Annotated in this window: 3 protein-coding genes; 1 reads left to right on the plus strand and 2 read right to left on the minus strand. The window is 40.7% G+C overall.

Annotation, left to right across the window (positions count from 1 at the left end; translation table 11 throughout):
• Nucleotides 1-67 precede the first annotated feature (67 nt).
• On the plus strand, nucleotides 68-349 hold the full coding sequence (locus PN497_RS11325) for an Hfq-related RNA-binding protein (protein ID WP_096571793.1): 282 nt from the start codon (nucleotides 68-70) through the stop codon (nucleotides 347-349).
• Between the two features lie 142 nt (nucleotides 350-491).
• Here the strand turns inward: PN497_RS11325 and PN497_RS11330 are convergent, their stop codons facing one another.
• Both PN497_RS11330 and tsaE read right to left on the minus strand, forming a co-directional pair.
• Nucleotides 492-2,807, minus strand: a complete 2,316-nt coding sequence (locus PN497_RS11330) for a cation:proton antiporter domain-containing protein (protein ID WP_096571794.1) — start codon at nucleotides 2,805-2,807, stop codon at nucleotides 492-494.
• 340 nt (nucleotides 2,808-3,147) lie between these two features.
• Nucleotides 3,148-3,606, minus strand: a complete 459-nt coding sequence (gene tsaE / locus PN497_RS11335) for a tRNA (adenosine(37)-N6)-threonylcarbamoyltransferase complex ATPase subunit type 1 TsaE (protein WP_096571795.1) — start codon at nucleotides 3,604-3,606, stop codon at nucleotides 3,148-3,150.
• Nucleotides 3,607-3,714 lie beyond the last annotated feature (108 nt).

A 3,714-nucleotide genomic window follows, 5' to 3' on the forward strand; every position in this document is an offset into this window, starting at 1 on the left:
CCAGTCCCCAGTCACCAGTCACCAGTCCCCAGTCCCCAGTCACCTATTCCCTATTCCCTCATAAAAAATGCCAGCAACAGAATTTGACACTACCCTACCTAGCATTAGACAATTACAAAATTGGATCAAGCAAAAAGCCACCGTTGAATTTAAACTGATGACTGGTGATGTCATCGTCGGTAAGGTTTTTTGGCAAGATATCAATTGTGTATCTATTGTAGATGCTAACAACGAGCAAATAAGCGTTTGGAAAATGGCGATCGCTTATATGAAAGTTCGCAGTGATGCAGTTGTAGAAAGAGATTTAAGTAAGTCGGCACAAAAAAACAAGTTATATAACAAAATTTAAAATGCCTAAAAACCTCTTCCCTCCTGCCTTCTGCCTCCTGCCTTGCGACAACGATAAATTTCAACGCCTATCTACTTAGTTCCCAGAGAAGCTAGAGTTGAAGTTGCCAAGATCGATTCATAAGGTTAGGCGAAAAACTTAATCATTGCAACTCTTTGATAGTTTCTGCCTCTTCATTTTTAACACTGGGAATTGCTAAGGGTAGTTCACAAGCAGCAGTAAAAAATTGTTGCAGCTGATTGAGTCTAGAAAAGCTACCGCACAGCAGCACTTGATCGCCTGTTTTCAATTCGATGTTGCCATGAGGAAAGCGGATAAACTTGCCATCTCGCCGAATTGCTTGCACTTTGACTCCATACTGTTGATCAGAGGTAAAATCTGCCAAATTTTTACCCAAAAAAGTACAGTTAGCTTGAACTGTCACCCACTGACAAGCGTTAGTTTCTCCGGGAACAGCTGCATTACCCTTAGCAAATTCTGCCAAAGCTGCTAATTCTTTACTTGCACCTACAACTAATAGGCGATCGCCAGTTTCTAACCTCACCTGACTATTAGGATAATCAATTTCTGTTCCATCAGCGCGACGAATAGCCATTAAACTCACCCCGATCAGATAGCGCATATCCGCTTCCTCCAACGTCATCCCAATCAAAGGCGAGTCATCAGGTAAATCATACCAACGCCGGTTTAAATCACGGGTAACTTGTTGTAAATGTTGGGAAACTTCAGCCGCAGAACGTTCAGGACGCAAATCTAAATAATGATCCTTACGAATATCCTGCATTTTCCGTTGTACCACCTCTGGCAATAATCCCGCATCGGTAAGTAAATAGGTGGCCATTTCCAGACTCGCTTCAAATTCTGGTTGTACAACTTCCTTAGCACCCAGTTGATAAAGCACTTCAATATTTTTATCTTGGGTAGCACGGACCACTAAATCTAATTCTGGGGATATCTCCAAAGCCCGTTTCAAGCATAGACGAATACTAGCAGGATCAGGAAGAGCGATCGCCATCCCTTGAGCATGATTTACCCCAGCAGTTTCCAACACATGAAAACTCACTGCATTACCATATACATAAGGTATACCCGCTTCCCGTAACTGTTGAATCCTACTTTCAGACTGATCAATAACGACTACAGGCAAATCATGTAACTGCAATAACCGTACCAAATTTTTACCAATGCGACCATAACCACAAACCACTATATGATCTTTCCTGGGTAAGTCTTCTGCAAAATCTCGCGCTTGTTCTTCCACCAAATAAGGTTTTAACCAAGGCATGGACTCCGCAAAATTAAATAACAATGGTACTAACCGCAACACAAAGGGAGTCAACATTAAAGTAACCGCAGTCGTTCCCAAAGTTAATAAATATATTCTCCGGGAAACCAACCCCAAAGCCTGACCTTCACTAGCTAAAACAAAGGAAAATTCCCCAATTTGCGCTAAACCCAACCCTGCAATTAAAGCTGTTTTTAACGGATAGCGGAATAATTTAACCAAAGGTGTGATGATCAGGAACTTACCCAAAAACACCAAAACCACCAAACCCAATATCACATCTAGGTTTTGCCACAAAAACACCGGATCAATCAACATTCCGATCGCAGCAAAAAACAAACTCGCAAAGATATCCCGCAACGGTTCAACAATGGTTAAAGTTTCATCAGCGTATTCCACTTCAGAAATCATCAAACCCGCGACAAACGCCCCCATTTCAATAGAAAGACCCAAATATTCAGTTAGCAGGGCAATACATAAACATAATGTGACAACACCCAGCAAAAATAATTCTCTGCTTTCTGTGCGGGCTAATAATCGCAACAACGGCGGAATTAACCAAATACCAGCAACCACCGCACCCGCAGCAAATAAACCAATGCGTACCAAAGCTGTAAAGACTGCTAAACCAATCGCTTCCCCTGGTTCATGGAGTGCGGGTAATACAGCCAGCATTAAACCCAGTGCTAAGTCCTGAACAACGAGAATACCCAGCATGACCTGGCCGTGGGGGGTTTCTGTCTCGTTGCGTTCCATCAAACATTTGAGAACAACTGCTGTGGAAGATAGAGACAAAATACAACCTAAAAATACTCCTTTAGCCGGTAAAGCGCCCCAAGCACCTGTAATACCACATACCAAGACTGTGATAATAATAGTGAGGATAATTTGTAGTCCACCACCCCCCAAAGCTATAGCTTTCACCTTTTTCAGTTCCGCTAAGGAAAATTCAACTCCTAAAGCAAAGAGTAAAAAAGCTACACCAAACTGCGCCAATGTTTCAACTTGGACAACTTCTTTAATTAATCCCAGTCCTGCTGGTCCAACTATCATCCCCCCGATAAGATATCCCAGCAAAACGGGTTGTTTTAACAATGCGGCCAGTAGTCCACCACAAGCAGCGACAGCGAACACCGAAACCAAATCAACAATTAACCGAAAGTCCTCTTGCACCAGCTTTAATAAGAAATATAAAGTTTATTAATTTTAGTCTACAGAGTTTTCACTATTTGGGGAAAGGGTACAGGAGGAGGAATTTTTGTTTATGCTCACGCAAAGACGCAAAGACGCAAAGAGTTAATAATTGTTTTAGTTTATTTATAAAAGAGCGAAAAAAAGTTTTGCTGCTTGTTTATTGAGAATTGAGGGGGTTTATTCGCAATAATCTTGAGAATATTGTCAATAAGTGAACGATTTTTCAAGGTTATTGACATCTTGACTTTTTGTGGTATTATAGGGTTGTATGATCTAAGGGATATTTATATCTAACTCAACACTTTTAAAGTGATATTTTTTATATATAAATATTTAAAATACTTAATTCACAATTAACAGCAGTAATCTCCGCTTGACGAGTGCCATTTTCAGCATGAATTAAACACACCTTTAAATAACTATCTGGTAGATATGGCATTCTTTCCGCCCATTCAATAGCAATAATTCCCGGTGTTACTTCTATTCCTTCCCAGTAGCTTTCTAAATTTAAGCCTGTCACCTCTTGAGGTTCTAAACGATACAAATCTAAGTGATAAAGAGGGATGCGTCCTTCTGTGTATTCATTAATCAGGGTAAAAGTAGGACTAACAATAGATTCAGTGATACCTAAACCCTGACCAATACCTTGAACTAAGGTAGTTTTACCCGCACCCAAGTCACCTTCTAATAAAATCACACTACCAGCAGTTAGGTTTTTCCCAAAATTAATACCTAGTTGCTGTGTGGCTTTTGTATCAGGAAGAAAGATTGTAGTCATTGGTAATTGGTAATTGGTAATTGGTAATTGGTAATTGCTAATGGGGAAAAATAAAATTGATTACCCAGTCCCCAGTCCCCAGTCCCCAGTCCCCAGTCCCCAGTCCCC

This window comes from Sphaerospermopsis kisseleviana CS-549 (genome assembly GCF_028329225.1).
Classification (GTDB): domain Bacteria; phylum Cyanobacteriota; class Cyanobacteriia; order Cyanobacteriales; family Nostocaceae; genus Sphaerospermopsis; species Sphaerospermopsis kisseleviana.